Below are 26,287 nucleotides of genomic sequence, written 5' to 3' on the forward strand. Positions count from 1 at the left end.
CCCACCGGCGTTACCGTTCGCGTTCGCGTTGGCGTTCCCACCGGCGTTACCGTTCGCGTTCGCGTTGGCGTTCCCACCGGCGTTACCGTTCGCGTTCGCGTTGGCGTTCCCACCGGCGTTACCGTTCGCGTCACCGTCGTCGGACGCACTACCGCCGGCGTGCGCGCCGGCGTCCGCGGACGCGCCGGCATCGGCGTCGCCGTCGTCTGTTTCTTCGGCATCGGAGCCGTCGTCGTCGTCAGCCTCGTCGGCGTTCGACTGGCCGTGCTCCTCGGCGTTCGACTGGCCGTGCTCCTCGGCGTTCGACTGGCCGTGCTCGTCAGCGTCCGACTGGCCGTGCTCCTCGGCGTTACCGCGTTCCGACGCGTTCGCGTGACCGTTTGCCGATGCGTTGGCCTGACCGTTCGCCGACGCGTTAGCCTCGCCGCCGGCGACGTCGCTGACCGCGGCACCGAGATTCGACACGTCACCGCTCAAGAACGCGTTGATGAGGCCGTGGATCGACGAGACGCGGTCCGGCGCCTGAGCCGGCATGTCGGTCGGCGGGCCGGCGCTCGCGTTCGTCTCGTTCTCGTTGGTCGTTGTCGTCGTGTTCTCAGTCGTCGTTTCGTTAGTCGTGGTCTCGTTCTCCGTCTTCGTCTCGTTGGTCGTTGTCGTGTTCTCAGTCGTTGTAGTCGTCGTCTCGTTGGTCGTCGTCGTGTTCTCAGTCGTCGTTTCGTTAGTCGTGGTGTTCTCGGTCGTGGTCGTGTCCGCCGTCGCGGTCGTCGTCTCGTTCGCCGCGACGGTCACGTTCCCGGTCGCGTTCGTGTCAGCCGCGAGGTCGCCGTCGACGGTCGCAGCCGTGGTGGCTCCCGCGTTGGTACCGATGGTCGCCGCGCTCGCGCCGCCCGCGGTGACGAGCAGCGCGACGAGCGCGACGGTGCCGAGTTTGGTGAGCGTCATTGGTCGTGCCTCCACCCGGGCCGTGGGTCGCAGGGGTATTGAACGGTGTCGACCTATACGGCGGTTTGAGTGCCGTTTAACCCGATTTAACTCGGTTTAACGGTCGGGCGTGGGGTGATCCCGGGCGCTTTTCGGCTGGCGGGCCCTAGTCGTTCGCATGACCGGATCACACGACCGCCGGCGCGCCGGGTTCAAACAGCGCACCCGGGTGGCCGAGGCCCGCGCGGCGCTCCGCGAGGCCGTCGCGCCCCACGGGCGGACGGAGACCGTCGGGGTCGCGCACGCGGCCGGGCGGACCCTCGCCGCGCCGACTCGCGCTGCCCGCGCCGTCCCGGGCTACGAGCGCGCGGCGATGGACGGCTACGCGGTGCGCGCCGCGGACACCGTCGGCGCGAGCGATCGCGACCCCGCGGTCCTGCGGACGGCCGAGGAGATGAGGCCGAACGCCGCCGTGCGCGTCCACACGGGGAGCGAACTCCCCGACGGCGCGGACGCCGTCGTGATGATCGAGGCCGTCGAGGAGTACGGCGGCGACGTCGAGGTGCTGGACGGCGTCGCGGTCGGCGAGAACGTCGGCGCGCCCGACGAGGACGTCGCGGCCGATCAGCGCCTCCACGACGCCGGCCACCGGCTCCGCCCCTCCGACCTCGGGCTGTTGAAGGCGAGCGGCGTCGGCGAGGTCGAGGTGTACGACCCACCGTCGGTCGCGGTGATCCCGACGGGCGAGGAGCTCGTGCAATCCGACCCCGAACCGGGCGAGATGATCGAGACGAACGGCCTCACCGTCTCGCGCCTCGTCGAGTCGTGGGGCGCGACGGCGCGCTATCGGGACGTCGTGACGGACGACGCCGACGCGCTCCGGAAGGCCATCAGCGGCGACGTCGACGCGGACGTCGTCGTCACCACCGGCGGATCGAGCGTCGGCGAACGCGATCTGACGCCGGACGTCGTCGCGGACCTTGGCGACCTCGTCTTCCACGGCGTCGCGCTCAAGCCCGGCCATCCCGTCGCGGCCGGGGTCGTCGACGACACGCCGGTGCTCTGTCTGCCGGGCTACCCCGTCGCCTGCATCGTCAACGCCGTCCAGTTCCTCCGGCCGGTCGTCAAGGACGCCGGCGGAATGCCCGTCCCGGCGTTCCCGAGCATCGAAGCCGAGCTCTCCGGCAAACTGCGGAGCGAGCCCGGCGTGCGGACGTACGCGCGGGTGACGCTCGACGAGGGGAGCGAAACGGACACCGAGGGCAAGGGGCGCCCACGCGCCGAGCCGGTGCACACGAGCGGGTCGGGCGTCCTCTCGACGGTCGCGCTCGCGGACGGCTGGGTCGTGATCCCCGAGTCGGTCGAGGGGTACGCGGCCGGCGAGACCGTCACCGTCGAGCAGTGGGAGGTGGAGCCGTGATCCCGACAGTCCGGCGACGCACGGGGGAGAAGCGATGACAGACCGCAAGGAGTTCCGCGACCTCGCCTCGCCCGAGGAGGCGCACGAGATCGTCGCGTCGCTCGATATCGCCCCCGAGCCCGAGACCGTCCCGATCGACGACTGCCGCGGGCGAGTGCTCGCCGAACGCGTCGACGCGGGGATCGACGTACCGGGGTTCGATCGAGCGTCGATGGACGGCTACGCGGTGCGCGCCGCGGACACCGTCGGCGCGAGCGAGCGCGATCCGGTCGTCCTCCCGCGCGTCGGGACCGTCCACGCGGGCGTGGAGCCGGACGTTTCGGTCGAGGCGGGCGAGTGCGTCGAGATATCGACGGGGGCGGTGTTGCCCGACGGCGCGGACGCCGTCGTGCCGGTCGAGCGAACGCGGGAGGCCGACGACGGGAACGGCGGGATCGCCTTCGAGACGGCGGTCGCGCCCGGCGACAGCGTGATGGCCGCGGGCGCGGACGTCGCCGCGGGCGAGCGCGCCCTCGGCCCCGGCACCCGCATCACGCCGCGCGAGATCGGACTGCTCTCCGCGCTCGGCGTCGCCGAGGTGCCCGTTCGCGGGACGCCGACGGTGGGCGTCGTCTCGACCGGCGACGAACTCGTCCGGCCGGGCGAACCGCTCGATCACCGCGCGGGCGAGATCCACGACGTCAACAGCTACACCATCGCCGCGGCCGTCGAGGAGGCGGGCGGCGAGGCCGTCCTCTACCCGCACGCGGGCGACGATTACGACGAGCTCGAACGCCAGCTCCGGACCGCGGCCGACGACTGCGATCTCGTGTTGAGTTCGGGCTCGACCTCCGCCTCCGCCGTGGACGTCGTCTACCGCGTCATCGAGGAGCGCGGCGACCTCCTCCTACACGGCGTGTCGATCAAGCCCGGGAAGCCGATGCTCGTCGGCCGCCTCGGCGGGGCCGCGTACGTCGGTCTCCCGGGGTATCCCGTCTCTGCGCTCACGATCTTCCGGACGTTCGTCGCGCCCGCGATCCGCGAGGCCGCCGGTCGCCCGGAGTCAGAGCGCGCGACCGTCACGGGCCGCCTCGCCGACGGGGAGCGCTACGGTCAGGGCCGCACGCGCCTCATGCCGGTCGGCCTCGTCGCGGACGGTGCGGGCGAGACGCTCGTCTACCCCGTCGACAAGGGGAGCGGCGCGACGACGTCGCTCGTCGACGCGGACGGCGTCGTCGAAGTCGACGCCGACACGGACTATCTCGCGGCGGGTGAGCGCGTGACCGTCGAGCTGTTCTCGCCGGACGTCCGCCCGCCCGCCGTGCTCTGCGTCGGCGAGGACGACCCGCTGTTCGCCCGCGCGCTCGACGGCGTGCGCGAGCCACGCTACCTCGCGACGGGGACGCGCACGGGGTTCCGCCGCCTCCGCGACGGCCTCCCGGACGTCGTCGTCGCCAGCGGACCCGACGAACCGGACGCGGCGACCGCGGAGCTCGCCGCGTGGACGCGCGAGTGGGGCCTCGTCGTCCCCGCGGGGAACCCCGCCGACGTCTCGGGTCTCGTCGACCTCGCCGACGCTGACGTCGACTTCGTGAACCGAACGACGGCGAGCGGCCTGCGCGCGACGTTCGACGCCGCGCTCGACGAGGTGGGCGTCGACCCGGCCGCGATCCGGGGGTACGAGCGCACCGTCCGCGCCCACGAGTCCCCGGCGCGGACGGTCGCGCGCGGGGACGCCGACGCCGGCCTCGCCCTGCGCGCGAGCGCCGCGAAGCTCGACCTCGGGTTCGTCTCGGTGGGCGCGGAGCGCGTTCGGGCGCTCGCGAACCCCGACCGCGCGGACAAGGCGGGCGTCGGGGCGCTCGGCGACGCGCTGACCGGTCTCTCGGGGCTCGTCGCCGATCTACCGGGCTACGAGGACGCGTAGCGTCACGGCCGATACGGGTGTCTTGGGACGGATGGTTCGGACGGCGGCGCGAGCGTTGGTAGCGAGGCGGCGCGCGCCGCGCCCCGTCAATCGCTTCCGCTCGGGGAGCCCGCGAGGTCGTGGAACGACTCGACCCGGTGGTCGCCGAGGACGCAGACGCCGCGACGACCGGGGTCGTGGCGCTCGACGTGGATGGAGTCGAGGCCGGCGTTCGCGGCGGCGTCGACGTCGCTCATCCCGTCGCCCGCGTAGACGCCGTTCGCGGCGGCGTCGACGCCGAGGTCGGCGCGCGCGAGGTGGAGCGGTTCGGGATCCGGTTTGAACCCCGTCTCCTCGTCGCAGGGGAGGACGACGTCGAACCAGTCGCGGACGTCGAGTCGATCGAGGACGACGTCGGTGATCGGGGCCGGGCAGTGCGTGACGAGGCCGACGGGTCCGTCGAGGGCCGCCACGAACGACGCGTCGTCGTAGAGGTAGGTGGCTTCCGCGCGCGCCGTCGCGTCGTCGATCTCGTCGAAGACCGGCCAGAACGTCTCCGGGTCGTACCCCCACGCGCGGAGGCTGTCGTTTCGGTCCCCGCCGAGACCGTGCCAGAGCACTTCGGCCTGCCGATCGCTGAAGGTGACGCCGAGTCGATCCTCGACGCGGTCGAAGGTCTCACGGACGTACGTCCACTCCGTGTCCACGAGCGTCCCGTCGAGGTCGAGCAGCCAGTAGTCGTAGGCCGGGCGCGTCTGCATTCTGATAGAGGGAGGGCCCGGATCGGGAAGTGGTTTACTCCGAGTCGACTTCGAGACTGCTCCCGAGGTACTTGCGTACGACCTCGTCGACGGTGTCGGCGCGGAAGGCGTCGAGGTCCGCCGCGATCGCCGCACGGAACGCCTCCCGGTACGCCGCGTCCACCTCGAAGGCCCGGTAGTTGACGTCGAGGACGGTGACGCCGCCGAGCGCCGCCGCCGTCAGCTTCCGGAAGTGCGACTCGTCGGCGAGGTCGCCGCGCCAGAGGTTATCGCGGAAAAAGAGCCATCCCCCCTCGCTGGGTGTCTCGGCGGGCCGGGAGAGGCGCGTCTCGAACTCGTCGGGATCGACGGTCACGTCGCGCGTCGGGTCGACGCGAAAGCGGACCCCGAAGACGTACCGCCCCTCCATCTATCGGATCGCGTCGCACTCCGCCGCGAGTTCGAGGTCCTGTTCCGTGACGCCGCCGGCCTCGTGACTCGTGAATCGGACCTCGAGGGTGTCGTACTCGATGACGATCGTCGGGTGGTGGAAGGCCTCGTCGGCGAGGTCGGCGATCTCGCTCGCGAACGCGACGCCCGCGAGGTAGTCGTTGAAGTCGTAGCTACGGACGATCTCGTCGTCGACGTACTCCCACTCGGGGGGGAGTCGGTCCTCGATCTCCTCGTCGGTGAGTAGCTCGCTCATACTCGTGGGGACGGCGGCGACCCCCAAAACGATGGGGGCCCGCGTCTCAGTCGTTCTCGGTCTCGGCGGCGGCGAAGCGCGGTGACTCCGCGCCGTCGCCGAAGGCCGGATCGGCGCCGTCGATGTCGGGATCGAAGAGCCGGATGGCGGTGGCGATGGTCTCCCAGTCGTCCTCGCCGGCGGCCTCGCGGAGGCTCCGGGTCGGCGCGGCGAGGAGTTGCGAGACGAGCGCGTCGGCGAGCGATTCGACGACCTCGCGTTCGGCGTCGCCGATGCCGCCGTCGCTCGCGGCGTCGAGGCGGGAGAGCGCCGTCGCGACCTCCCGGTCCTTCGTCCGCTCCGCGCTCTCATACATCTGCGCGATGACGGCGTCCGCGCGCTTGCGCTTGTACTGCGAGAGGAGACGGTCGAGTTCCTCGTCGACGATGGACTCGACGGCGACGGCCGCGCTCGCCCGCTGTTCCCGGGTCTCGTCGGTGACGTCCTCTAAGTCGTCGAGGTCGTAGACCGCCGCGTCCGCGTCGTCGGCGACGGTCGGGGCGACGTCGCGGGGTTGACCGAGGTCGACGTAGAAGGTCTCGCCCGCGTCGTCGGCGGCGGCCGGGGTGACGACGGGACCGTCGCTCCCGGTGGCGGCGACGACGACATCGGCGTCCGAGAGCGCGCGCGGGAGGGCGTCGAGGCCGACGGCGCGTCCGGGGGCGTCGAGGTCCGCGACCACCCACTGGGCGCGCTCCGGCGTTCGGTTGGCGACGACGACGTCCTTGACGCCCGCGGCGTCGAACGCCCTCGCGGCGAGCGATCCCATCTCGCCCGCGCCGACGACGAGCGCGCTCGCGTCCGCGAGGTCGAGTTCCGAACCGGCGAGGTGAACGGCGGCGCTCCCGAGGCTGACGACCCCTTCGTTGATCGCCGTCTCGGTGCGCGCGCGTTCGCCGACGTGGATGGCCTTCGTCACGCCCTCTTCGAGGACGGGACCGATGTCGCCCGAATCGACCGCCGTCTCGTAGGCGCGACGCACCTGCCCGAGGATCTGGTCCTCCCCGAGGACGAGCGACTCGATGCCGGCCGCGACGCGCATCAAGTGACGCAGGCTCTCCTCGTGACCCGAGTCGACGGCCGCGGGGTGCTCGCCGAGGCCGACGGCGTCGAGGGCCCGGCGCCCCGTCTCCGGGTCGGTGGTGACGACGTACGCCTCGACGCGGTTGCACGTCTGGAGCGCGTACGCCTCCTCGACACCCCCCTGGGCGCCGAGCTCGTCGAGCAGAGCCGCGGTGCTCTCCGCTCGGGCGTCCTCGATGTCCTCGACGGTCGCCTCGGGGCGGGCGACGCGGACGCCCGAGACGACGCTCGTGTTCCGGTTCACGTTGTGTACTCCGTGTCGACGACGTCCGTCACGATCCGCCGGACGGCGTCGTCGACCGCTTGGTCGCTCTTGGTGTCTGCGCTACGTAAAGCCTTCCAAACCGGTTCCGATCGCACGACGGCGCGGAGCGCGTCGCGCCGCTCCTCCGGGGGGACTCCCGCGGCCTCTAGGTCCGCTCGGAGTCCCGCAGTGAGGTCCGCCATCGCCCCGGCTCCGTCGACCGCCTCGCCGATTCGCTCGCGGAGGCGTTTGGCGAGCGCGGGACTCGTCCCGCCGGTCGATACCGCGATCGTCACCGGGTCGTCCCGGACCGTCGCGGGAACGGTGACGTCGTCGAACGCCCGCTCGCCCGCGTGGTCGGCGCGGTTCACGAGCGCGCCCGCCGACCGGGCCGCCGCGGCGACCGTCTCGTTCGTCCCGCCGTCGTCCGTCGCCGCGACGACGAGCGCCGGGTCGAGGCGCGACAGCCACGCGTCGAGCGTCTCCCGGTCCGCCCGCGCGCGCACGAGTTCGGCGTCGCCGAAGTCGGCGGCCGCGAACGCGGGGCTGAGGACGACGGTCCGCGCCTCGCGGGCGAACCGCCGAGCCCTACGCGCGCCGACCGTCCCGCCGCCGACGACGAGCACCGACTCGTCCGTGAAGTCGAAGGCGAGCGGAATCACGCGCGTCCACCTCGCGCTCGGCGCCCGGCACGCGTCCGTCGGGGAAACGCGGTCGTCGGTCCGTCGCGCCGAGGACGCCGGGTGTGCATGCGCATCCACTAGGCCGCGTTCCAGCCGTCCTCGGTGACGCCGACGACCCCGACGGCGTCGTCGAGCGCTTCGAGGTCCGCGACGACGGCGTCCACGTCGTCGCCGGCCTCCCAGTAGAGCACGAGGTCGTAGGTGTCGTCGCGGATGAGCTGCTGGCACTCCCAGACGAACTCGTCGCCCTCGACGGTGCGCCCCTGGTGTTGGTTCACGCCGAAGCGCTCGTCGTCGTTGCCGGAGTAGACGTAGGTGTCGCTCGCGTCGACGCCGGCGTGTTCCGCGACGACGTCCCCGGCTTCGAGCGTGAGACGGTGGAGGAGGCTCTCCGCCTCGTTGTCGAGGTCGGTGTGGACGACCGCCCCGTGGAGCGTGATCTCGCCGGGTTTCAGCAGCTCGACCGCGCGCCGGTAGAGGTCCGCGTTCGCCGTCTCGGTCATGTTGGGGCTCACGCGAGTCCGAACTAAAGGGCTCACGGTCCGCGCGTCGCGGATCGGGAGACGGGGCGGAGCGAGACGGGGCGGGGCGGGACGAGGCAAGGCGGAGCGAGACGGCGAGAGGGCAAGGCTCATGCCGACCGGCGCGAAACCGAGGTCGTATGCGAGGGTGGCTCCGCCGCCGCTTCGACGCCGCCTACGAGCGTCTCCTCCGACGCGAGATCTCGGGCGCACCGGCACACGTCGCGGTCATTCAGGACGGGAATCGGCGGTACGCGCGCGAGCGCGGCGAGGACCCGAGCGACGGCCACCACGCGGGCGCGGAGACCACCGAGCGCGTCCTCGACTGGTGTGCCGACCTCGGCGTCGCGGAGCTCACCCTCTACGCCTTCTCGACGGAGAACTTCGAGCGCCCCCGGGAGGAGCGCGAGCGCCTCTTCGACCTCCTCGAAGCGAAGCTCCGCGAGTTCGCGGACGCGGAACGCGTCCACGAGCAGGGCGTGCGGATCCGCGCCATCGGCGAGGTCGATCGCCTCCCGGAGCGCGTCCGCGACGCCGTGGACTACGCGGAACGCCGCACGGACGGATACGACGGTTTCACGCTGAACGTCGCGCTCGCGTACGGCGGTCGCGCGGAGCTCCTCGGGGCCGCCCGCGACGTCGCGCGCGCCGTCGATCGCGGTGCCCTCGATCCGGACGAGGTCGACGTCGCGGAGATCGAGTCGCGCCTCCACGACGACCGCGTCCGCGACGTCGACCTTATCGTTCGCACCGGCGGCGACGAGCGGACGTCGAACTTCCTGCCGTGGCACGCGAACGGCAACGAGGCCGCCGTCTTCTTCTGTGCGCCCTACTGGCCGGCGTTCTCGAAGGTCGATTTCCTGCGCGCGATCCGCACCTACGAGTCCCGCGAGGCCTCCTGGCAGCGCGCGAAGGCCGAACGCGCCCTCGCGCTCGTCCGCGCCTTCGGGAGCGTGGAGCTGGGGGAGGCCCGCGACGTTCTCGCGCGCCTGCGCGAGTCGCTGCCCGCGGGGGCGGACGTCGACGTCGAGGCCGAGGCCGAGAGCGAGTCGCGCGCGGACTGACGGGTCCGCGCGGCGCCGTGGCACGACGACCCGACCAGCGCGCGTGAGCGTGAGCGCCGCGGCCGACTCCGGGTCAGCGCCCGAACCGCCGCTGTCGGTCCTGGTACTCCCGGATCGCGCGCAGATAGTCCCGCGCCCGGAAGTCGCGCCAGTTGACGTCGGTGAAGTAGAGCTCGGAGTAGACGGACTGCCAGATCATGAAGTCCGAGAGGCGCTCGGCCCCCGTCTTGATCAGGAGGTCGGGGTCCGTGGGGAAGACGAGGTGGTCCTCGACGGTGGCCTCGTCGACGTCCTCGGGGTCGAGGGCGCCGCGATCGACGTCCTCGGCGATCGCACGGACGGCCTCCGCGAACTCGTGTTTGCCGCCGAGGCCGATGCTCACTTGGATCGGCGCGTCGGCGCGTTCGGTGTCGTCGGGGCCGCGGAGCGCGATCTCGCGGGGGCTATCGATCGCCGTGAGCTCGCGTTCGAGCGTCGCGACGACGGCGCGATCGAGGACGCTCACGGAGACAGTGACGCGGGACGCGCCGTACTCGACGGCGAGGGAGAGGAACCGCTCCAACGTGTCGTAGGCGCCGGCTTCGAGGAGGTCGCGCTCCGTGATGACGAGCGCGACGTGGTCGGGGACGGCGGCGTCGGCGCGCCGGACGCGCCACGACTGGTAGCGATCGTAGAGGCCCACGCGACGAGATGGGACGCGAGCGCCCCTAAGTCTCACGTCCCGCTGCGTCGTTCGGGATCCTTAAGTACGGCGGCGGTGATAACCGCCGGTAGTGACTCTGCCGCTCCGTCGAGCCGCGGCGTACGCGCTCGTCTCGACGCTCGCGCTCGCCGCGCCGCTGCTCGGGCGGTTCGCCGCGGCCCCGTTCGTCGCCGTCGCCGTGCTCGCCTACGCGGTCACCGACGGTCCGGCGTTCCGGCTGTTCGCCTACCCGTGGGACGAGAACGCCGGCCGCCTCCGGTCGCTCCTCGGGTTCGCGCTCGCCGCGACCGGCCTCGGCGTGCTCGTCCCCGCCTTCGACGTCGGCGTCGGGGCGTTCGCCGCCGCGGTCCTCGCGCTCGGATACGGCGACTTCGGGCGGCGCCTCGTCCTCGAATACCGGGAGCGCGCGCTCGCCGGGAGCGTCGGATTCGTCGCCGCGTCGCTCGTCGGCGCGCTCCTCGGTCAGGTCGTCGTCACGGCCGCGCTGACGCCGTTCATGGCGTTCCTCGCGGTCAGCGCCGCGCTGCTGGCCGGCCTCCTCCGCGAGACGTTCACGGAGCGGGATTACCCGTACGTCGTCCTCTCCGTCGGCCTGGTCTGTTGGCTGTTGACGCTGCTCGACCCGGCGCCGTCGTGGACGCGGATCGCCGTCGCCGTCGCCCTCACCGTCGTCTTCGGGGGCCTCTCCTACGGTCTCGGTGCGGCCTCCGTGACCGGGATGCTCACCGGGGTGTTCCTCGGGGTGCTCGCGCTCGTCCTCGGGGGCTACGGCTGGTTCGCCGTGCTCGTGACGTTCTTCGCCGTCGGCGGCCTCGCCTCGAAGTACCGCTACGACGAGAAGCAGGACATCGGCGTCGCGGAGGAGAACGACGGCGCGCGGGGGAGCGGGAACGTCCTCGGGAACTCGCTCGCGGCGGTGGTCGCGCTCCTCGGCTACGCGGCCGGTCCCGCGCTGGCCGTCCCCAGCGCGCTGTTCGCGCTCGCGTTCGCGGGCAGCGTCGCCGCGGCGCTCGCCGACACGCTCTCCTCGGAGATCGGCACGCTCTACGGCCCGCCACACCTCGTCACGACGTTCGAGACGGTCCCGCCGGGGACCGACGGCGCGGTGACGTGGCAGGGCGAGCTCGCCGGGATCGCCGGCGCGCTCGTCGTCGCCGCCCTCGCCGATGCGCTCCTCGGGTTCTCGACCGCGGGGGCGACGCTCGTCCTCGCGGGCGGCGTGGTCGGGATGACGGTCGACAGCCTCGCCGGCGCGACCATCGAGGGCGGCTACGTCGGCAATCAGACCGTCAACGCGCTCGCGACCGGCTGCGGTGGGCTGGCGAGCGCGCTCCTCGCGCTCGCCCTCGGGGTCGTGGCGTTCTGAAGGGGGTTAGGTCAGTTCGTCGAGGGTGTGGAGCGCGACGCCGACGGGTTCTTTCACGATGTCGGCGCGCCCGGCGCCGACGAGGGCTTCGATCCCGCGCTGTGCGGCGACGTCGAGGAGCCGCTGGGTGATCGGGCCGTCCCGGACGACGAGGATGGGAACGGGGTCGGTGTCCCGGAGCGTCTCGAACGCGGCGGCCGCTTCGACGTCGGCGACGCGCTCGAATCCCGGGGCGTAACAGTGACAGCGCCCGGTGTCCCGGATCGCCTCGGCGGCCTCGGCCGTGGACGTCGGGCCGGAGGCGGGCGGCGTGTCGGTGTCGGAGGCGGAGGCGGACGGCCCCGTGTCCGGTTCGTCGGCCGGCGTCGGCGAGGGGACGGCGCTTCCGTCGGTCGCGGCGACGCCGGTCGCGGTCGAGGATGCGTCGTCGGCGGGGTCGGAACCACTCGCCGCGGTAGTGGTTTCGGCGTCGACACCGACGCCGCCGCCGAACGCGCCGACGCCGCGCGCGAGCTACTCGACGAGTTCGACGAGCGCGGCACCACCATCGGCGCCAAAGAGCTGGAGGGCGGTCACATCATCGAGTTCCCCGTCGCCTCCTTCTCGAACGTCAAGCCCTTCGAGGAGCTCATCCTCTACACTCTCGGCGATCACGGCGAGTTCGAGAGCGTGAGCGAGCTCGCGGAGACGCTCGCGGGCGAGCTCGGCGAGGAGTACACGGACAGCTTCCGCTCGAAGGTCATCTACAACGTCGACCGGCTCGGTCCCGAGGGGAAGGGGTACGTCGAGCAGGAGGCGCGCGGAAACGCCCACCGGACCCACCTCTCGCGCATCGGCGAGCTCTGGGTGCGCGCCCACCAGAACGAGGACTAGTCAGCGCGTGTAGTCGTACAGCGTCGCCGCGACGCCGAACGCGACGACCACCGCGACGGCGACAGCGACGTCGCTCCGCGTCGCGTCGGCGCGAACGGGTGGCGGCCCGTACGCGAGTACGGCGACGACGAACAAGAGTGTCGCCGTCCGGACGCCGTTGCGATACAGGGCGCGTCGCACGTTCGAGCCGTCGGACGGGTGCACCAAATCCCTACCCCCACTCCAGCCCGCGGGCGTTCGCCGGCGCGTCCAGGGGACTGGCCGGCGGGTCCGCGGGGACGTCCGGATCGTTGTAGACGCGGGGCGCGACGTCGTTCGGCGCGTTCGGGTAGAGCAGCGACGCGAGCAATTGGACGTGCGTGCGCCCGACGTCGAGTTCGAACTGGCCGCCGCCGTAACAGCCGACGCCGTTGTCCGCCGCCCACTCGATCGTGTCGAAAAGCGACTCGACGCTCCCGAAGCGCGAGGGCTTGACGTTCAGCCAGGCGGGCTCGACCGGGAGCGCGTCGGCGCTCTCGACGCCCGTGACGGGCGCGTCGAAGGCGATCCGGTCGGCGTTCGCCTCGACGAGCGGTCGCGTCTCCGAGGTGAGCGCGGGGTCCTCGACGATGGTCCCGGGAACGTCGAAGACGCGCTCGTAGAGGTCGAGGTCGGGCGCCTGGTCGACCTCGGTCCCCTCGTAGTACCCCTTCAGGTCGAGGATGCGGACCGCGCTCGTCTCGCGGAGGTCGGCGAACGTCTCGGCCGGCCAGTCGCCCTCCGGATCGAGTTTGAACCCCAGTTCGGGGCGGCGCTCGCAGAGGCGATGAACGCGATCGGTGTCGCCGCCGGGGAGGCGCGCGGAGGCGACGAACGAGACGGGCGCGGGATCGACGCCGAAGACCTCGGAGAGCGACGTGACGGACTGCTTGAGCGCGAGGTCGAGCGCCGCGGATTCGAGCCCCCAGCGCCGGTAGTGCCGGGAGTCCTCGCGCTCCGGCGGCTTCGACGGGAAGAGGTCGGCGTCGTCGAGGCGCGCCGCGAACTCCGCGAACGTCCAGCGGCCCGTGAGTTCGTCGAAGGCGGCGTCGAGGGCGTCGTGGTCGACGGCGTCGTAGGTGACGTCCTCGCCGCGGCCCGCGGTGTTCCCGCCCGGCCCCCGAAAGACGAACGTCGTCGTGACGCGCTCGAAGCCGCTCGACGTCTCGCGGGCGTTGCGCTCGCGCTCGATCGTCGTGACGTAGAAGGGGAGGTCGGCGACGCGGTCGTAGAGGGACATAGGGACCGGGAGGGCGGCGAGCCTCAAAAACGTCCGTCAGTCGGCGCGCCGAGCCCGGAGTTTGGCGACGCGCGTCGAGAGCGCGAGGAAGGTGGCGAGGAGGGTGACCGTCACGGCGCCCGCGGCGGCGAGCGCGTGGGCGTCGGGCGGATGCACGACCGGCCCCGAGAGGAGCGACTGGCCGAGGAACGAGCCGACCGCGTACCCCACGGACTCGGGCGGGACGAAGGTGTGGTGGGGGGTGCCGAGCACGGGGACGAAGTAGTCGAGGAGGAGGTTACAGCCGTACCACGCGAGCGCGATCGAGACGGCGCGGACGGGGAACTCGGCGTACCGTTGGATCACGAACGCCTCGACGGCCATGGCGAGATGCGAACAGCAGAGGAAGGCGTACATCGGGAGCGGGAGGTAGGAGAAGCCCTCCCGGAAGACGAGGAGGACGTACGGCGTCCAGAGGCCGAGGATCAGACAGCCGTAGAAGGCGAGGGCGTGCACCCACTCGCCGCCGCGCCCGCGCGCCCAGAGCGCGAGCGAGCACGCGACGAACAGCGTCGCCACGGGACTGTCCGGGACGAAGACCCAGAGCGCGGTCGGTTCGACGGAGAGCTGCGGGACGTAGTACCAGAAGCCGAACAGCGTCCCGATGGCGTTGGCGAGGACGACCGGCCAGACGAGACGGAGGCCGACGTCTTCGAGGCGAGTCGGAAGCGGCGCGGCGTACCACGGCAGGTCCTCGGGATCGGGGAGCGTATCGCGCGGGCGGCAAAGCCACGCGGGAAGTGCCGACATAGGCGCGACGAGGCGCCCGGAGCGCATATAGCGTGGTGGTCGCCGGCCGGCGGGACGCCCGCCGCCGACGCGCGCCGGGGATCGACGGCGGACGCGGGCACCGCAACCGGCATTCCTTTGGCGGTCCCGGCGTTACCACGAGGCATGACCGAAACGGACATCGAGGACCTCAAACGCGGGACGGACCTCGTGAAGCGGGGCTTCGCACGCATGCAGAAAGGCGGCGTCATCATGGACGTCGTGAACGCCGAGCAGGCCCGCATCGCGGAGGACGCGGGCGCGGTCGCCGTCATGCACCTCGAAGCCGTGCCCGCCGACATCCGCAAACGCGGCGGCGTCGCGCGGATGGCCGACCCCGGCACCATCGACGAGATCATCGAGGAGGTCTCGATCCCCGTCATGGGGAAGGTCCGCATCGGCCACCGCAAGGAAGCCGAGATCATGGAGGTCGCGGGCGCGGACATGATCGACGAGTCGGAAGTCCTCACCCCCGCCGACGACACGTACCACATCGACAAGCGCGACTTCACCGCGCCGTTCGTCTGCGGCGCACGCAACCTCGGCGAGGCCCTCCGCCGCATCGACGAGGGCGCCGCGATGATCCGAACCAAGGGCGAGGCCGGCACCGGGGACGTCAACCAGGCCGTTCACCACCAGCGTAACATCAAGAGCGAGATCCGCAAGCTCGAGGGGATGAACCACGAGGAGCGCGTCATGTGGGCCCGCGAACACGAAGCGCCGCGGGAACTCGTCCACGAGACCGCCGAGATGGGCCGCCTCCCCGTCGTCAACTTCGCCGCCGGCGGCATCGCCACGCCCGCCGACGCCGCGCTCATGATGTACCACGAGTGCGACGGCATCTTCGTCGGCTCCGGCATCTTCGGCGCCGAGGACCCCGAGAAGATGGGGCGCGCCATCGTCGACGCCGTCAACAACCACGACGACCCCGAGCGCCTCGAAGAGATCGCCTCCGACATCGGCGCCGGCATGAAGGGCGAGGCCAACGCCGACCTCCCCGAAGAAGAGAAGCTGCAGGGCCGCGGCAACTAAGAACGACCGTCTTTTCACGACTCCGATTCGGCGAAGCCGAACCGCTCCTCGCAGAAACACGGGAGAAAAACTCCCGCGAACGCGCCGTGCGCGTTCGCGGTGAATCGCGCTCACTACCGGGTCCTCCGGACCGCTCGTTCGCGCGAACGTTAGCCACGTGGACGCCTGGTCAGAATACGAACGACATGAGCTCCAAGAGAGCACCGTGGAGAGAGCGGGCCGAGGAATCCCTCAAATCGTGACAAAGCCACGCTGGGGGGTGGCGATAGCTTTCAGTCGAGATTTTTCCGGCGAGCGCAGGGAAGGGTCGCACAGAGACTAAGCGGCTTTTCCACGGCGAGGGCCGACGAACCAAACCACGAGGCTAGCGTTCGCCGAGCGAGCGGTCTGGAAGACCCGAGCGAGGCGATTCACCGGTCGCCTACGGCGACCGGCCTTTTTCACCCATGTTTTTGCGGTACGGGGGTCGCCGCAGGCGACTCCCTGCCGGAGAAAGATGGTTAGTTATAACTCCGCCACCGGTGGCCGCACTCGGTGCACTTGAAAAAGCGCGTCGGGGGTTCGTCGGCGGCGCCGGTCTGCTTGATCGTGTACCACGCCTCGTCGTTGCCACAGGCGTCACAGACGACCTCGGCGGTGGGTTTGCCCTCGTCATCGGCGTTCTCGGTCGTCTCGATGACGTCGCTGTCGTCCTGCGCGTCGGTCGTGACGTAGTCGGCTTCGCTATCGGCGTCGCGGCCCTGCTCGTGCCCGCAGCTCGAACAGACCATCACGTCACCGTCGGCGTGCATCATCGACCCGCACTCGTCGCAGAACTGCATACGTGCGGCGAGGGTACGAACGCCGAAAAGTCCCCGCTTTCGCTACGCCCCGTCGTCGTCGTTCGCCCACTCGATCGCGGGGTCGTTGCCGTCAACGTCGTCGCCCTCGTCGTCCTCGCCGTCCTCGTCACCCCACGTGATCTCGTCCGGCGAGATCGAGTCACCCCCGGTGGTCGACGTCCCCGAGTCGTCGTCCTCGATGTCGGCGTCGTCCCCGGAAGTGTCCGGGGTGCTGTCGTCTGCGATGCCGTCGTCGTCCTCGGGAGCGTCCGTGGCGTCGACCGGCCCGTCCGTCTCGTCGGCGCCGATCGACGCTACCGTCCCGTCGGCGTCGACCGTGGTAGCGCCAGCGGTCGATTCGTCGGCGTCACCCCGCGTGAGGTCGTCGGGCGCTACGGACTCGCGTCCGCCAGCCGACGCGGCGGCCGCGTTCGGCCCGCCGTCGTCCGACGTGGCGGTCGTGCTCTCGGCATCGGCGTCCTCGCTACTGCCGTCGGACGAGGCGGAGGTCTCGTCGGCGGCCCCGGCGGTGGCGTCGTCGACCGCCCTAGCCTCCACGTCGGACGGAGTGACTGGCTCGTCGCCCGTTGCGGGCTCGTCGACCGCGCGCTGCTCGTCGTGGGCCGGGTTCGATTCGTCGCCGTTCGGGTCGTCGGCCGACGCAGTCCCTCGATCCGTGACCCCCGCCGTCGCGTCGCGGTCGTCGTCCGTCTCGTCGCGGAGTCCGACCAGTCCGTCGCCGGTGCCGTCGGTGTCGCCGGCACCGTCGCCACCGTCGTCGGTGTCAGTCGCGGGGGCCGCGTCTCCGCCGCTCGCGTCACGGCCGAAATCGACGTCGTCCCGCTCGACGTGCGCTTCCACCTCGTCGCGAGACGTGTCCGCGACGTCGATGTCCTCGACGACCATCGGGCAGTCGACGACCTCGAAGCGCTCGCTGTCGACGACGCGGCGGATCTCCGTCCCCGGATGGGTGCATTCGAGGGCCGGCGGGTCGGCGAAGAAGCGACAGCCGTGGCAGGTGCGATCCGAGATCACGCGGACGGTTCCGTCGACGTCCCCGGAGTCGGCCGAATCGACCTCGCCCTCGGTGAGTGTCTCCCACGCGCTCGCGTCAGCCGGGTCGCCCTCGACGTCCACCTCCTCGAAGAGGTCGCCGGCGGCTTCACGGTCCTCGCGGTCTTCATCGGCTCCGTCGAGCGTCGGGACACCGCGCTCCTCGTCCGGCGGCGGGTCGGTCGTCGCCACGTCATCCGGGGATCCGGCGTCGTCGGCGTGCTCGTCGTCGCTCATCGGATCTTCCGGACGTTCGAGACGTCGAAGCCGGCCTCGTGGATCTCGGTCTCGAAGCGAACGATGTCGTCCTCCTCGAGCTGGCTGAGGACGCCCCGGAACTCCTGGACGAACATCGTCCGGACGCGTTCGTTCCCGCCGGTCTCCCAGCCGAACTGGACGGTGCCGTCGACGCAGGCCATCAGCTCTCCGAACTCGGTGTCGGTGATCGCGTCGCGCGAGAGGTGGAGGAGGATCAGCCCGTCCCACTCGCGGGTGGCCTTGCGCAGCCCCTTGAGGAGGTAGACGACGTCGGCCCACGAGCGCTCGCGCTGCTGGTCGCCGACGAGGTCCGTGAGGGAGTCGACGACGACGAGGCTGTCCGCGGCGTGCTCGTCGAGGTAGTCGGCGAACGCCTGGATGACGCCCCGCCGATCGGTCGTGTTCCCGAGTTCGGCGAGCGATCGGGGGTCGTCGGCGTACCACTCGCGGGGGACCGGGCTCAACTGGAAGTACTCGGCGGAGAGATCGGCGAACGTCACACCGGAGAGCCCGGAGGCGACGATCTCGTTGTCCATCGAGAACGTGATCTCGCGGCTGACGTCCCCGCGGCTCGCCGAGAAGGAGACGTAGTGGACCTCCGCGGGCGGCTCGACGCCGGGTTCGAGATCACCGTAGTGGAGGTCGAAGAGCTCGGGGTCGTCCTTGAGCATGCCGTTGAAGACGGTGCTCGTGTAGAGGAACTCGCGTGCGCCGGCGCCCGCGCTCCCCGCGAGGAGCACGACGCTCCCCGCCGGGGCACCGCCCCCGATCTGCCCGTCGAAACGCGAGACGCCGAACGGTAACCTCGCCATACGCTCCCATGAGCGCGCCCGGCGCTTACCAGTTATGGAGGACGCGACGGCTCGATCGACCCCGTCAGGGGAAGCGGTAGCGTTTCCCTACCCGTCGAGGACGCCGACGGCGACGCGGCCCGCGCCGTTCTCGTACGTCGGGGCGTCCGGCGGGTCTCGGGCGGCACGGACGACCTCGTCGGGCGAGGCGACGGTGCGAAAGCCGGTCGCACGCGAGGCGAGGCGCGCGACGCCGCGCTGCTCGCTCGTGAAGGGGTAGATCAGGCAGGGCGTCCCGGCGACCGCCGCCTCCATCACCGTCGAGTAGCCGGGACAGAGGACGAGGTCGGCGGCGCGGAGCGTCGGTAGCATCGAGGCGACGGGTTCCCAGTCGTCGCCGCCGACGAGCGTCACGTCGCGGCCGGCCTCGCGGAGGCGCGCGACGCTCTCGTCGAGCGCCGTCGAGTACGTGCTGGGGAGGACGACGACGTCCGGATCGCCGACGACGGGCGCGTCGACGTCGAGCGCGAGCGGCGGCACGCGCGTCACGCCGTCGGGGTCGGCGGCGGCGCGCGGCCAGACGGTCGGGTAGTAGAAGTCGCGGGCAACGCCGCGCTGATAGGCTGTGAGGACGGCCGCGCCCGCGCGCTCGACCGGGTCGTCGTAGAACCCCGGGGCGTTGTGCGTCGTGACGTAGCAGGGGACACCCGCGAGCGGTGCCGCCATCGCCGCGAACATATCGTCGGTGACGAGGCGATCCGGGTCCTCGTCACGGAGCCAGCCGGAGAGGTCACGGACGCGACGGACGCTCGCCGGGACGCTCCCCGTGAGCGTCGCGGCGATCCCCCCCGAACCCTGGTAGTCGCCGACGTAGTCGACGGGGGTCGGGACGTACTCGTCGTAGCCGAGGAGGTCGACGAAGCGCTTTCCGGGTCCGCCGCCGGCGAGCGACACCGTCGCGCCGCGGGCTTCGAGTTCGCGCGCGACGGCGAGCATCCGCGTGGCGTGGCCCGCGCCCTCCGGGTAGTGTGCGACCGCGACGTGCATACCACCGCACGCGCGACGGAGCGCAAAGAAAGCCGCGGGGTCGTCCCGAGTGTGCCACGACAACACGCGCCCGTCGCGCTGGGTTTATGCCCGCCGACGGGCAAGGTCCGACAATGAGCGGCAAACCGGAGTCGAACCCGGACGAGACGGAGCCGTCAGTGCCCGACGGCGCGAGCGACGGGGCCGACGAGAAGCCCGGAAAGGACCCCGAGCTGCGTAGCACCGAGGTCACCGAAGGCCCCGACCGCGCGCCCCACCGCGCGATGTTCCGCGCGATGGGGTACGACGACAAGGACCTCGCGTCGCCGATGGTCGGCGTCGCCAACCCCGCGGCGGACATCACGCCGTGCAACGTCCACCTCGACGACGTCGCGAACGCCGCGACCGTCGGCATCGACGAGGAGGGCGGGATGCCCATCGAGTTCGGCACCGTCACCGTCAGCGACGCCATCTCCATGGGGACGGAGGGAATGAAGGCCTCGCTCATCTCCCGGGAAGTGATCGCCGACTCCGTCGAGCTCGTCTCCTTCGCCGAGCGGATGGACGCGCTCGTCACCGTCGGGGGCTGTGATAAGAACCTCCCCGGCATGATGATGGCCGCCATCCGCACCGACCTGCCGAGCGTCTTCCTCTACGGTGGCTCCATCATGCCCGGCCACCACGAGGGCCGCGAGATCACGGTCCAGAACGTCTTCGAGGGCGTCGGCAGCGTCGCCTCCGGCGACATGACCGAGGAGGAACTCTACGAGATGGAGCACGAGGCCTGCCCCGGCGCGGGCTCCTGTGGGGGGATGTTCACCGCGAACACGATGGCCTCCATCAGCGAGACGCTCGGACTCGCTCCGCTCGGGTCGGCCTCCCCGCTCGCCGAGAGCGAGGAGCGCCTCGAAGTCGCCCGCGAGGCCGGGAAGGTCGTCCTCGACGCCGTCGAGAACGACCGGCGTCCGAGCGACATCCTCACGAAGGAGTCCTTCGAGAACGCCATCGCCGTGCAGGTCGCGCTCGGCGGTTCCACGAACGGCGTCCTCCACGTCCTCGCGCTCGCCGCCGAGGCCGGCGTCGACCTCTCCATTGAGGAGTTCGACGAGATCAGTAAGCGCACGCCGAAGATCGCCAACCTCCAGCCCGGCGGCACGCGCGTCATGAAGGACCTCCACGACGTCGGCGGCGTCCCCATCGTCATCCGCCGTCTCCTCGACGGCGGCTACATCCACGGCGACGCGATGACCGTCACCGGCAACACCATCGCGGAGGAACTGGAGACGCTCGACCTGCCCGCCGACGAGGACATCGACGCGGACTTCCTCGCGACGGTCGACGATCCCTTCCACGAGGAGGGCGCGATCAAGATCCTCACGGGGAACCTCGCGCCCGACGGGGGCGTCCTCAAGGTCACCGGCGAGGAGGGCTTCCACCACGAGGGCCCCGCGCGCGTCTTCGACACCGAGGAGGACGCGATGGCGTACGTACAGGGCGGCGAGATCGAATCCGGTGACGTCATCGTCATCCGCAACGAGGGCCCACGCGGCGGTCCCGGCATGCGCGAGATGCTCGGCGTCACCGCCGCCGTCGTCGGTCAAGGCCACGAGGACGACGTCGCGCTCCTCACCGACGGCCGTTTCAGCGGTGCGACCCGCGGCCCGATGATCGGCCACGTCGCCCCCGAGTCCGTCGTCGGCGGCCCCATCGCCGCCCTCGAAGACGGCGATACCGTGACCGTCGACGTCCGCGAGCGCGAACTCTCCGTCGACCTCTCCGAGGAGGAACTCGAGGCGCGCCTCGAAGAGTACGAGCGCCCCGAGATCCAGTACGCGGGCGGCTTCCTCCGCAAGTACGGCGACATGTTCGACTCCGCGGCGAACGGCGCCGTGACGAACCCCGCCATCAAGCGCGACGACTAAGCGAAGCTCGCGTCTGATCGACGACGCGGCGTTTCCCGACGAGCGTCGATGCGATCTCAGCCGTCACCTGGGGGTTCTCGTCGATCGTACTACGGACGAAACCGCCCGTCACAGCAGCGCCCCAAATTGCAGGACTTGTTTTCTGAATTTCAGTCTCAGATCGTGCAAAATGGAATGATAGCGCTTCTACTACTGTTTGTGTAGAAGCAACGAAAGTGGGAGTGGGACCGTTGAGATTCGAACTCAAGTCCGACGGACCCCATCCGCCGAGGATACCAAGCTACCCCACGGCCCCGTATTTCGTGGGAGGCGGGTGCCGACATTAAGGCCTTCGTTTCGACGACGGATGAGATCATCGGGATCCGACGTCGGATCCGGTTGGCCGCCGTGTGTCAGACGAGAACGCGTTCGAGCGAGACGACTTCCCCCGTGTCGGCGTGGGGATCACCGACGAGGCGACCGAGGCAGACGACCGACCCGTTCGGCGTGTAGCAGGCGACGAGCGCACCGTGATCCACGTCGACGGCGTCGATGACGCCGGGTGCGAACACGGGCGCACCGTCGGCGACGGAGTCGGCGGCGGAGGGTGCGATGGTGACCGAGGGGAGGTGAGTCAGCGCGTCCTCTGCGGGTGCGAGGGCGTCCCGGAGCCACGTCTCGTCGCCGCGCTCGCGCCACTCGGCGAGGGCGTCTGCGAGGTCGTGGAGAGTCACGAGGGAGGCGTCGTCGAACGGCCCGGTCGCGCTCCGGCGCAGGTCACCCATGTGCGCGCCGGTTCCGAGCGCGAGACCGAGGTCGTGACAGAGTTTGCGGACGTAAGTCCCGCTCTCACAGCGAATGCGGACGAGGACCCGTCGGCGGTCGTCGGAGAGCTCGAGCACCTCGAGGTCGTACACCTCGCGGACGCGCAGGCGGCGCGCGACGGCGCTCTTGCGCGGGGGTTTCTGGTAGAGCGGGCCCTCGAACTCGTCGAGGACGGTCTCGAGATCCGTCGGCGCGCGGGCGTGGAGTTCGAGGACGGCGACGTACTCCTTCGGACCTTCGAGGAGCGCGGGCGCGAGACGCGTGGCCGTTCCCGTCAGGACGGGGAGGCAACCGGTGACCTTCGGATCGAGCGTCCCGGCGTGGGCGGCCTTCTCCACGCCGACCATGTCGCGGATCCACGCCGAAACCTGGTGTGCGGAGGGACCCGGGGGCTTGTCCAGATTCACCACGCCGAACTCACGGAGGGCGTCGATATCGCGCTCTTCGGGGGCCACGCGGCGCATCTAGAACTCGTAGCGGACGTCGTCGATCGGCGTCGGTCCCTCGTCCTGCGAGGGGACGTACGCGTCGACGGCGTAGAGGACGATATCCGTCACCTCCTCGGGCCCCCACCGCGCGGTGTTCACGGAGAGATCGTAGATCGTGAGGTCGTCGAAGTCGATGTCGTAATACTCGGCGTATCGCGCGTTCTCGGAGGCCTCGCGCTTCTCCGTCTCCTTGCGGGCGGCGGCGGGCGTCTTGCCTTCGCGTTCGGCGATCCGACGACACCGCGTCCCGAGCGGCGCGTCGAGCCAGATCTTGATGTCCGCGTACTCACCCGCCATCCAGCCCGCGAGGCGGGATTCGAGGACGACGTCGTCGCGTTCGCGCGCCGTCTCGCGCAGCTGTTCGTCGAGTTCCTTGTCGATCTGCGGGTCCTCCTCCGCGAGTTCGTTGAACTCTTCGAGCGTGAGCCCGCGCTCGTCGGCGAGCCCGCGGAAGATGTCGCCACCGGAGGTGTGCTCGTAGCCGAGGTGGTCCGCGAGCGTGGACGCCACCGTGGACTTCCCGCTGCCCGGCGGCCCGGAGATCGTGACCAACATAGTCGCCATCGGCACGCGCGGAGTAAGGAGTTTACGAAGCGCCGCGTGTGCGCGACCGAGCCCCGCTCACGTGGGCGTCGTCTGGATGCCCAAGCCCTTGCGGACGATCTGGCTGAACCCCATCGAGCAGAGGAAGTACCAGACGATCCACGCCGGCATGAACCCGCCGATGGTGTCCTTGAGGTGGGTGTGGCCGACGAGCGGGAGGACGAGCTCGACGCCCCGATCGATCCGTCCGAGCTTCCAGTACATCCAGAGGAAGACTGGAATGGTGAGGAGCATGATCCAGACCATCGGACGGAACTGCATCTTGAACATCCCGAGCTGGTCGCCCATCGCCTCCATCTGCTCCTTCTGGATGCGATCGAGCGCCTCCTCGTCACCGCGCTCGCGCGCTGCCTTCTGACGCTCCTGGATGTCCTGCATCCGTTCCTGATAGACGGACATCTTGTCGAAGTCCATCAGGTTCGCCTGGATGATCGACGTCCAGAACCCCGTACAGACGGCGAGCACCATCACGACGACGAAGAACGGTAACAGCCCGTTCAGCGGGCCGAGGAGGACGTCGATGGCCGGCCCGACCGTCCGGCGAATCGGGTGGTAGTAGTAGCCGCTCATCATGACCAACGCGATGACCCCCGCGGCCTTGTCGTACGTCGTCCACGAGCTCTCCTCGTCGTCCGGTAGTTCGACGTCACTGCCGCCCTCGTAGGCGGCTTCGTCGTCGCCCGTGAGACCCTCGCGGACGGCGTCGGGGTCGGCGAGCTGGAAGCCGCCGCCGGCCTCCTCGAGGACGCCTTTCTCGATGAGGCGCCCCCACTGGCCGCTGGTCAGCGACTCGTTGACGTCGCGCCACTCGATCGTCTCCCCCTCGTGATCGAGGAGGGCGGTGACGGCGTCGCGCATCTCGGGGTCCTCGGCGACGAGGTCCCGCACCTTTTCCGCGGTCCGTGCCATGCTACGTACCTCCGGTGGGGGCGTTCATGAACCTTTTACTCCGCGCGCGAATCGACCGCGGCCTTCACGTCCGCCCAGACCTCGTCGGGCGTCTGTTCGCCGTCGATCTCGACGAACGCGTCGGTGCCTCGATAGTGGTCGATGACCTCCTCGGTGTTCTCCCGGTAGGTCTCGAGGCGGTCGCGTACCGTCTCCTCGGTGTCGTCGTCGCGCTGGACGAGGTCCGCGCCACACTCGTCGCAGACGCCCGCCTCCGCGGGCGGATTGAACTCGACGTGGTAGCTCGCGCCACACTCCGGGCAGACGCGACGGCCGGTGAGCCGGTCGACGAGTTCCTCCTCGGAGACGTCGAGGTAGAGGACGACGTCGAGATCGGTCGCGTCCGCGAGGAACTCGACCTGACTCTCGTTGCGCGGATAGCCGTCGAGGACGAAGCCGTCCGCCTCTTCGAGCGCCGCCACGACGATCTCGTTGACGAGAGGGTCGGGGACGAGGTCGCCCGCGTCCATGTACTCAGCGGGCGTTCCGTACTCGGTCTCCATGTGTTTGTTCGCGCGCAGCGCGTCGCCCGTCGTGACGTGCTCGATGTCGTAGGCCTCACAGAGGCGTTTCGACTGCGTGCCCTTTCCGGCGCCGGGCGCGCCCAAGATCAGGATGCGCGGGTCGCTCATGACACGCCGTTCAGTCTCCCGGGATAAATGTCTGCGGAAACGCGCTCGACGACGACGGCGAGCGAAACGCGAAGCTATCGGCTATCGAACGGTGAAAACGCCGGAGGGATCCGGGTTATTGGTCGCCGAACATCTGGCGCATCATCGGATGCATCTCCATGAGCTGCTCCTCGGCGATCTCCTCGTACAGTTTGTACGTGATGGAGATCGTAAGCAGCAGCCCCGTCCCGGAGACGCCACCGATGGTACCCATCATGTTGGCGAGGACGGCGAGGAGGCCGACGAGCGCGCCGCCGATCACGGTGACCTGCGGGATGTAACGCTCCATGACCTTCTCGATGACGCCGACGTTCTGCCGGAAGCCCGGGATCTGCATCCCGGAGTTCTGGATCTGCTTCGCCGTCGCCTCCGGGCCCATGTCCGCCGTCTCGACCCAGAAGATGGCGAAGATACCACCTCCGATGACCATGAAGGTCAGGTCGATAGCGACCCGGAGGAGTACCTGCCACGGTTCGGCGCCGCCCACTCCGGCGACCCACCACATCCAATCGGACGGGCTGTGGATGGGTGCGAGGTAGTAGAACAGGCCGCCCGCGACCTGCAGGCCGGCCTGCTCCGACACCGTGTAGACGCCGAGCCAGTTGGGCATCCCGGCCTCACCGAGCCATCCGCGGAGGATCCGGCCGAGGAACTGGATGTTCGCCTGCAGGGCGCGCACCAAGATCATCGGCAGGACGCTCGCGTAGATGAGCTTCACCGGGAAGCGACCACGGGCCCCCTTCACGCGGGCGTGGCTGAGCGGGATCTCGATGCGGACCGACTCCGCGTACACGACGACCGCGTAGATGAGCAGCGTCGTGATGATCGGGAGGAGCCCGACTGTCGAGTTGAACAGCAGCGAGCTCGCGGTGACGTTCTCGATGTTCCCGAGCAGGACGTTGATCCAGTAGGGAATCACGCCCATGCTGCCCGTGCCGGCACCGCTCCAGTAGAGCAGACCGACGATGAGCTGCTGGGAGACCCCGGCCACGATGAAGAGGCCGATCCCGGACCCGACGCCCCACTTCGAGATGACCTCGTCCATATAGAGGATGAGGACGCCACCGACGAAGATCTGCGCGAAGATGATCCACTTCACGCCGAAGACGCCGATCCCGAGCGCGGACGCGAGCGCGGTGTCCGCCGGGAGGAAGCCACCGAGGAACACCATCGGGAGGCCCGTCAGGCAGATCATCACGAGCACCAGCAGCTTCTGGAGGCCCTGATAGATCGCCTGATCACGCGGGTCGTTGGTGTCCAGCCCGAGCAGGTTCGCCCCGCCGAGCAACTGGAGGACGATACTCGCCGTGACGATGGGCCCGATCCCCAACTGGAGGACGGATCCCTGACCGCCGGCGAGCAGACTGCGGAACTGCCCGAACAGGTCGGTCGCGTTCTGCCCGAGCCCCCAGAGGGCGACGTTCGTCAGGAAGAAGTACACCACCAAGATGAACGCCGTCCACGCCATCTTGCGCTTGAAGGGCACGTGGCCCTCCGGGCGCGAGACGGTCGGCATCCGGGTGATGTACGGCTCGGCAGCTTCCTTCCAGCCCATCT

At 70.3% G+C, this 26,287-nt stretch carries 26 protein-coding genes, 1 tRNA gene and 1 pseudogene; 7 read left to right on the plus strand and 21 right to left on the minus strand.

What is annotated here, in order from left to right; translation table 11 throughout:
• Nucleotides 1–942 (minus strand): annotated as a pseudogene (locus J2754_RS07940) (hypothetical protein); the annotation flags it as partial.
• A gap of 157 nt (nt 943–1,099) precedes the next feature.
• On the opposite strand from J2754_RS07940, the gene J2754_RS07945 reads away from it, so the two are divergent.
• The gene (locus tag J2754_RS07945) at nt 1,100–2,341 is read left to right on the plus strand and encodes a molybdopterin molybdotransferase MoeA (protein WP_211087137.1); all 1,242 of its coding nucleotides are present in this window, start codon (nt 1,100–1,102) and stop codon (nt 2,339–2,341) included.
• Nucleotides 2,342–2,375: 34 nt separating this feature from the next.
• Nucleotides 2,376–4,247: a molybdopterin biosynthesis protein gene (locus J2754_RS07950; RefSeq protein ID WP_211087138.1), complete on the plus strand. Its 1,872-nt coding sequence runs from the start codon at nt 2,376–2,378 to the stop codon at nt 4,245–4,247.
• Between the two features lie 86 nt (nt 4,248–4,333).
• Here J2754_RS07950 and J2754_RS07955 read toward each other — a convergent pair whose 3' ends face one another.
• The 6 genes from J2754_RS07955 to J2754_RS07980 form a co-directional block, all read right to left on the minus strand.
• The gene (locus J2754_RS07955) at nt 4,334–4,987 is read right to left on the minus strand and encodes an HAD family hydrolase (RefSeq protein WP_211087139.1); all 654 of its coding nucleotides are present in this window, start codon (nt 4,985–4,987) and stop codon (nt 4,334–4,336) included.
• Between the two features lie 34 nt (nt 4,988–5,021).
• Nucleotides 5,022–5,396, minus strand: coding sequence for an LWR-salt protein (gene lwrS / locus J2754_RS07960; protein ID WP_211087140.1), 375 nt, complete (start codon nt 5,394–5,396; stop codon nt 5,022–5,024).
• Nucleotides 5,397–5,672, minus strand: coding sequence for a 4a-hydroxytetrahydrobiopterin dehydratase (locus J2754_RS07965; protein WP_211087141.1), 276 nt, complete (start codon nt 5,670–5,672; stop codon nt 5,397–5,399).
• A 46-nt stretch (nt 5,673–5,718) separates the two neighbouring features.
• Nucleotides 5,719–7,038 (minus strand): glutamyl-tRNA reductase, encoded by a 1,320-nt coding sequence (gene hemA / locus J2754_RS07970; RefSeq protein WP_211087142.1) that lies wholly within the window; start codon nt 7,036–7,038, stop codon nt 5,719–5,721.
• On the minus strand, nt 7,035–7,700 hold the full coding sequence (locus J2754_RS07975) for a precorrin-2 dehydrogenase/sirohydrochlorin ferrochelatase family protein (RefSeq protein WP_188876872.1): 666 nt from the start codon (nt 7,698–7,700) through the stop codon (nt 7,035–7,037). Before J2754_RS07975 ends, hemA begins: the two co-directional genes overlap by 4 nt.
• A gap of 98 nt (nt 7,701–7,798) precedes the next feature.
• On the minus strand, nt 7,799–8,224 hold the full coding sequence (locus J2754_RS07980) for a DUF5778 family protein (protein ID WP_188876871.1): 426 nt from the start codon (nt 8,222–8,224) through the stop codon (nt 7,799–7,801).
• 158 nt (nt 8,225–8,382) lie between these two features.
• Between J2754_RS07980 and uppS the strand changes: the two genes are divergently transcribed.
• Entirely contained in the window at nt 8,383–9,306 is a 924-nt protein-coding gene (gene uppS, locus J2754_RS07985; RefSeq protein ID WP_188876870.1) for a polyprenyl diphosphate synthase, read from the plus strand.
• A gap of 73 nt (nt 9,307–9,379) precedes the next feature.
• On the opposite strand, the gene J2754_RS07990 is transcribed toward uppS, so the two are convergent.
• The gene (locus J2754_RS07990; protein WP_211087143.1) at nt 9,380–9,988 is read right to left on the minus strand and encodes an undecaprenyl diphosphate synthase family protein; all 609 of its coding nucleotides are present in this window, start codon (nt 9,986–9,988) and stop codon (nt 9,380–9,382) included.
• Nucleotides 9,989–10,079: 91 nt separating this feature from the next.
• Between J2754_RS07990 and J2754_RS07995 the strand changes: the two genes are divergently transcribed.
• Together J2754_RS07995 and J2754_RS16585 are read left to right on the plus strand one after the other, a co-directional pair.
• Nucleotides 10,080–11,375: a DUF92 domain-containing protein gene (locus tag J2754_RS07995; RefSeq protein ID WP_188876868.1), complete on the plus strand. Its 1,296-nt coding sequence runs from the start codon at nt 10,080–10,082 to the stop codon at nt 11,373–11,375.
• Between the two features lie 27 nt (nt 11,376–11,402).
• Nucleotides 11,403–12,248 (plus strand): HFX_2341 family transcriptional regulator domain-containing protein, encoded by an 846-nt coding sequence (locus tag J2754_RS16585; RefSeq protein ID WP_342590112.1) that lies wholly within the window; start codon nt 11,403–11,405, stop codon nt 12,246–12,248.
• Here J2754_RS16585 and J2754_RS08005 read toward each other — a convergent pair whose 3' ends face one another.
• Genes J2754_RS08005 through J2754_RS08015 form a run of 3 tightly spaced genes read right to left on the minus strand, consistent with a single transcriptional unit; the run spans nt 12,249 to nt 14,295 of the window.
• Nucleotides 12,249–12,428, minus strand: coding sequence for a hypothetical protein (locus tag J2754_RS08005; RefSeq protein WP_188876863.1), 180 nt, complete (start codon nt 12,426–12,428; stop codon nt 12,249–12,251). It abuts the gene before it with no gap.
• 31 nt (nt 12,429–12,459) lie between these two features.
• Complete coding sequence (locus J2754_RS08010) at nt 12,460–13,506, minus strand: hypothetical protein (RefSeq protein ID WP_211087144.1); 1,047 nt, start codon at nt 13,504–13,506, stop codon at nt 12,460–12,462.
• Nucleotides 13,507–13,542: 36 nt separating this feature from the next.
• Entirely contained in the window at nt 13,543–14,295 is a 753-nt protein-coding gene (locus tag J2754_RS08015; protein WP_211087145.1) for a DUF1405 domain-containing protein, read from the minus strand.
• Between the two features lie 144 nt (nt 14,296–14,439).
• Here J2754_RS08015 and pdxS point away from each other — a divergent pair, with 144 nt between their 5' ends.
• On the plus strand, nt 14,440–15,345 hold the full coding sequence (gene pdxS / locus J2754_RS08020; protein WP_188876860.1) for a pyridoxal 5'-phosphate synthase lyase subunit PdxS: 906 nt from the start codon (nt 14,440–14,442) through the stop codon (nt 15,343–15,345).
• A 500-nt stretch (nt 15,346–15,845) separates the two neighbouring features.
• Here the strand turns inward: pdxS and J2754_RS08025 are convergent, their stop codons facing one another.
• The 4 genes from J2754_RS08025 to J2754_RS08040 all read right to left on the minus strand — a co-directional run bounded on the left by J2754_RS08025 (nt 15,846) and on the right by J2754_RS08040 (nt 19,315).
• Nucleotides 15,846–16,166 (minus strand): transcription factor S, encoded by a 321-nt coding sequence (locus J2754_RS08025; RefSeq protein ID WP_188876859.1) that lies wholly within the window; start codon nt 16,164–16,166, stop codon nt 15,846–15,848.
• 42 nt (nt 16,167–16,208) lie between these two features.
• Entirely contained in the window at nt 16,209–17,456 is a 1,248-nt protein-coding gene (locus J2754_RS08030; RefSeq protein ID WP_211087146.1) for a DUF8135 domain-containing protein, read from the minus strand.
• Nucleotides 17,453–18,289: an RAD55 family ATPase gene (locus J2754_RS08035; RefSeq protein ID WP_211087147.1), complete on the minus strand. Its 837-nt coding sequence runs from the start codon at nt 18,287–18,289 to the stop codon at nt 17,453–17,455. Before J2754_RS08035 ends, J2754_RS08030 begins: the two co-directional genes overlap by 4 nt.
• Nucleotides 18,290–18,376: 87 nt before the next feature.
• Nucleotides 18,377–19,315 carry a glycosyltransferase gene (locus tag J2754_RS08040; protein ID WP_188876856.1) on the minus strand — a complete coding sequence of 313 codons (939 nt, stop codon included), beginning with the start codon at nt 19,313–19,315 and terminating at the stop codon, nt 18,377–18,379.
• Between the two features lie 113 nt (nt 19,316–19,428).
• Between J2754_RS08040 and ilvD the strand changes: the two genes are divergently transcribed.
• Nucleotides 19,429–21,216, plus strand: coding sequence for a dihydroxy-acid dehydratase (gene ilvD, locus J2754_RS08045; RefSeq protein WP_245332937.1), 1,788 nt, complete (start codon nt 19,429–19,431; stop codon nt 21,214–21,216).
• Nucleotides 21,217–21,438: 222 nt separating this feature from the next.
• Here ilvD and J2754_RS08050 read toward each other — a convergent pair.
• The 6 genes from J2754_RS08050 to secY all read right to left on the minus strand — a co-directional run bounded on the left by J2754_RS08050 (nt 21,439) and on the right by secY (nt 26,285).
• Nucleotides 21,439–21,511: transfer RNA gene (locus J2754_RS08050), tRNA-Pro, on the minus strand.
• Between the two features lie 97 nt (nt 21,512–21,608).
• The gene (locus J2754_RS08055; protein WP_211087148.1) at nt 21,609–22,484 is read right to left on the minus strand and encodes an RNA-guided pseudouridylation complex pseudouridine synthase subunit Cbf5; all 876 of its coding nucleotides are present in this window, start codon (nt 22,482–22,484) and stop codon (nt 21,609–21,611) included.
• Nucleotides 22,485–23,063: a (d)CMP kinase gene (cmk, locus tag J2754_RS08060; RefSeq protein WP_188876837.1), complete on the minus strand. Its 579-nt coding sequence runs from the start codon at nt 23,061–23,063 to the stop codon at nt 22,485–22,487.
• Between the two features lie 66 nt (nt 23,064–23,129).
• On the minus strand, nt 23,130–24,020 hold the full coding sequence (locus J2754_RS08065) for a DUF106 domain-containing protein (protein ID WP_211087149.1): 891 nt from the start codon (nt 24,018–24,020) through the stop codon (nt 23,130–23,132).
• A 35-nt stretch (nt 24,021–24,055) separates the two neighbouring features.
• The gene (locus tag J2754_RS08070; protein WP_188876834.1) at nt 24,056–24,691 is read right to left on the minus strand and encodes an adenylate kinase; all 636 of its coding nucleotides are present in this window, start codon (nt 24,689–24,691) and stop codon (nt 24,056–24,058) included.
• Nucleotides 24,692–24,806: 115 nt separating this feature from the next.
• Nucleotides 24,807–26,285 (minus strand): preprotein translocase subunit SecY, encoded by a 1,479-nt coding sequence (secY, locus tag J2754_RS08075; protein WP_188876833.1) that lies wholly within the window; start codon nt 26,283–26,285, stop codon nt 24,807–24,809.
• Nucleotides 26,286–26,287: the final 2 nt, after the last annotated feature.

The organism is Halarchaeum nitratireducens (genome assembly GCF_017874695.1).
Taxonomy (GTDB): Archaea; Halobacteriota; Halobacteria; order Halobacteriales; family Halobacteriaceae; genus Halarchaeum; species Halarchaeum nitratireducens.